Genomic DNA, 3,804 nt, shown 5'->3' on the forward strand with positions numbered 1-3,804 from the left:
GGCAAATTCACCGCTTTACGGGTTTACAAGACAGATTAAAAACGTTGATCAGGCAGTTTCTCTTTTCGGTATGTCCACTGTAAAAGGGTTCGCCATTTCTTTTGCCATAAGAAACTCGTTAAAATTCGATTTAAGCGCATACGGCATAAACGAAATACAGTTTCACGATGTGGCGGCCCACAGAAACGCCATAGCCGTAAACTGGTTTAAAAAAGACAGGGCTAAATTGGACATACTGGCCACTAACTCTTTTTTAATAGATTTGGGGGCCGTTGTTATTTCGCTTGTTTTAAATAACGAAAATAAAAGCGAAAGTTTTAAAAACAGGCTTTCAAAAGGCGAGGACAGATATAAACTCGAGAGGGAATACACGGGCTCAACCGCAACGGAAATAACCGCAGAAATATTTAAACACTGGAATTTCAGTGAGGATTTAATCGAATCAATGCAAAACATACATGAACCGAAAGGAAAATATAAAACCGAAAGCGCCGCTTTGCTTGTGCTTCAGACGCTTGTGGATATGATAAAACCTTTTGATGAGGAAAATGTTGAAAAAGCTTATGAAATAGCCGAAAGATACGAACTCGATACGGATTCGCTGAAAACTGCTGTGGAAATGATTAAAGGATAATATTGAAAGAATTTGCATATAAACTTGTTCAAGGTATCGCATCAAAAGATATACCGAGGAATAAGAGGGATATAATAAACGATTTGATAGCGTTGAGAATAGTAACCGATTCCAAAATTATAAAACTCAAATCAAAGTACAGGATAGGTAAAGTCGACGTAACGAAAAAAGGTTTCGGTTTTTTAACGCCCCTTGGCGTAAAAGAAAAAGACTACCTGATTGAAGCCGAGCATTTAAACGGTGCGGGCAGGGGGGATTTGGTAATTGCCGAAAAGCTTTTTAACAAAAAAGGACGTCCTAAGGCGAAGGTTGTTTATATACTTGAAAAAGCCTTTAGCGTAAGTGTGGTATATTTGACTTTCGAATATAAAAACAATAAAAAAATACCTGTTTTGAAAAATATAAAAACAAATCTCCAGACGTTTGTCGCCGAAAAGAAAAAAACACTCAAAAAACTTCCCGAAGGGGCGGTGTTTAAAGTGGACAATTATACGAACAGAATAATCGACGTTTTGGGTGTTTTGGATGACCCTTGGGTTGATGATAAAATATCTTTAGCTTTATATAACAAAAAAGAAGAATTCAGTAAAAAGGCGGTGGCCGAGGCCGAAGCGTACGGAGATTATGTGGATAAGGATTTTTATCCCGGGCGTGTAGATTTGAGCGGTTTGCCGTTTTGCACTATAGATCCTCCTACGGCTAAGGATCATGACGACGCTATATATTTTGATAAGGAAAAAAGCGAATTATATGTTGCTATTGCCGATGTGAGCGAGTATGTCTATTTAAACGGAAATATAGATAAAGAGGCGAAAGAACGAGGGTTTAGCATATATTTTCCCCATAAATCAGTGCCTATGCTTCCAAGACAGCTGAGCGAAAACATCTGTTCGCTCAAAGAAAACGAAGACAGGCTTGCTTTCGTATTTAAAATCAGGCTGAACGATAAAAACGAAGTAATAAAAGAGGAGCTCTTTGAAGCGGTTATAAAATCAAAAAGAAAATATTCATATGACAGGGTGGACGAATTTTTGGAAGGAAAATTCGAAAATACGGATAAAACGGATGATGAAGTTTTATCGTGGCTGATGCCTTTGTGGGAAAAAATTAAAAAAATTAGAAATAAAAGACTTCAAACAGGCCTTGATTTCAGCAGCGATGAAATTAAAATGACCTTAAACGACAAAGGCCTTATAGAAAAAATAGAACTTGAAAAAGAGACGCCTTCGCATAAACTTATAGAAGACTGTATGCTTTTAGCAAACAAGGCAGCGGCGAATATGATCGATTTCGGTATTTTCAGAGTGCATGAAAAACCTTCTTCAAACAGTTTGGACGAACTTTATGAAAGTCTTGCCGCTTTGGGTATCGATGTCGACGTTGATGAAAAAGATTTTGTAAAAGTGGTCGGGGATATACAAAAACAGGCTAAAATGATGGGAATTGAAAAAGAGGTTGACAAACTGATAATCCGTTCACAGCAGCAGGCGAGGTACGATGCCAAAAACACGGGACATTATGCTCTCGGATTTGAAAAATACACCCATTTTACCTCTCCTATAAGAAGATATTCCGATTTGACCCTTCACAGACTGTTAAAGTCGATTTTGAGAAACGATAAAAAACAGATGGAATTTATATTGAGAAACATTGAAGCCCTCGTGGTTAAGATAAGCGAGCTTGAACGAGAAGCTATGAAAGTCGAATGGGATTTTTATGACAGAAAATACGCAAGATATGCAAAAGAGCATATAGGTGAAACATATAAAGGTTTAATTGAGGACACCGAAATTCCCCCTATAGCCAAAATAACGGAAGATTTGCTTTTAGGTGCGAGGGTGTTTTTAAAAGACAGGAAAAAATATAATCTTTTTGAAAAAGTTGATATTGAAATAATTTCTTCGGACGTTGCGACTGCAAAAATAAAAGGCACGGTGAAAAAGTAATAAAAGAGTAAATTTCTTTACTCTTTTTAGAAGCTGTAGTCCATACCGAAAGCCATTAGTAAAGCCCCTCCGTCTTTAAATGTACCCTGTGCAATAGGATTTCCCTGGGCATCTCTTACGATGGCGCTTCTTTCTTTTTGTTTCGTATACAAAACGGAAAATCCGAGGCTCATTCTGTCGTCCGTTTTATATTTTATCCCTGCCGAAAAAATATTTTTGTCACTGTCAGGAAGGCTGAAATCAATCGTACTGTCCGGTATCGGTGTTTTATCATAGGCAAAACCGAGCATTGCCGTAAGTTTCGGGGTACACTGATGCGTTATACCGATTCTGTATGTATTGACGTCTTTCCAGTCTTTAGCCTTCGGCGTACCGAATACGGAGTTTACGTAAGGGTCCTGAAAATCGAAATCCAGTGATTTGTAATCGGACCAGAATGTTCTTTCAAGAACGAATTCAATCGTCGTTTTGCCTAATTTTTTTGCAACCGCCAGATTAACCGCCGCCGGGATGGGAATTGTCACTTTACCCGGTGTGTTGAATGTAACATACGTATTTTGAGTCAAAGAAAGATTAGAATTATACTGTAAAAGAATGTTTGTAAGATAATATCCGCTTGCGTCGCCTTTAAGCGTTAAATCGACTTTTGAGCGGTACGTTAAGGCCACTTTTGTGTCGCGGCTGTCGTTTTGATATGAAAGTGCGGCGTTCCATCCGTAATCGGTTGAAGTCCCGTTTAAATATTCCGAATAAATCGGATCCGGTACACCGTCTCCGTTTACGTCTTTTAACCCCAGGCCGTTGGCTATCCCTTCGCTTTTAACCGCTCTGAAACCGACCGCCACTGAGAAGTTGTCGTTTATTTTTTTTGCAACCGTAGGATTGAATTCCACCGTTTTTAATGTAAATTCCTTTGCTCCCGCTTCAGGAATTATGTCGTCCCATCTTTTGGAAAGCCCTGCGGGGGTTGTAACGGATATTCCCCATCTCCATCCGTTGTAATCTCGAGAAGCGAAATGAAACTGGGGTATTAAAAACTCTTCCTCCCTTGAATAATACACCTGTGAGTTTGAATTTTCGAATTTCACTTTCGGAAGCTTTATATATGTCATTAAAAATTCAAAACTGTTTTTGTTTTCGTTAAAAACCATATTTGCAGGGTTGTAGTAGTTTGCGTCCGCATCGCTTGCATTAGCTACGTTTGCGGCGCTCAGGGCCATACCG

Annotated in this window: 3 protein-coding genes; 2 read left to right on the forward strand and 1 reads right to left on the reverse strand. The window is 38.8% G+C overall.

Going from position 1 to position 3,804, the window contains the following annotated elements:
* Both ACXJIE_RS08845 and ACXJIE_RS08850 read left to right on the forward strand, forming a co-directional pair.
* The coding region (locus ACXJIE_RS08845; RefSeq protein ID WP_456480611.1) for an HDOD domain-containing protein at positions 1-634 on the forward strand (634 nt) is incomplete at its 5' end.
* Positions 635-636: 2 nt separating this feature from the next.
* Positions 637-2,580 carry a ribonuclease R family protein gene (locus ACXJIE_RS08850; protein WP_456480612.1) on the forward strand — a complete coding sequence of 648 codons (1,944 nt, stop codon included), beginning with the start codon at positions 637-639 and terminating at the stop codon, positions 2,578-2,580.
* Between the two features lie 26 nt (positions 2,581-2,606).
* Here the strand turns inward: ACXJIE_RS08850 and ACXJIE_RS08855 are convergent.
* Positions 2,607-3,804 (reverse strand): OmpP1/FadL family transporter (locus ACXJIE_RS08855; RefSeq protein ID WP_456480613.1); only part of this gene is annotated, 1,198 nt, incomplete at its 5' end.

This window comes from Nautilia sp., assembly GCF_053994455.1.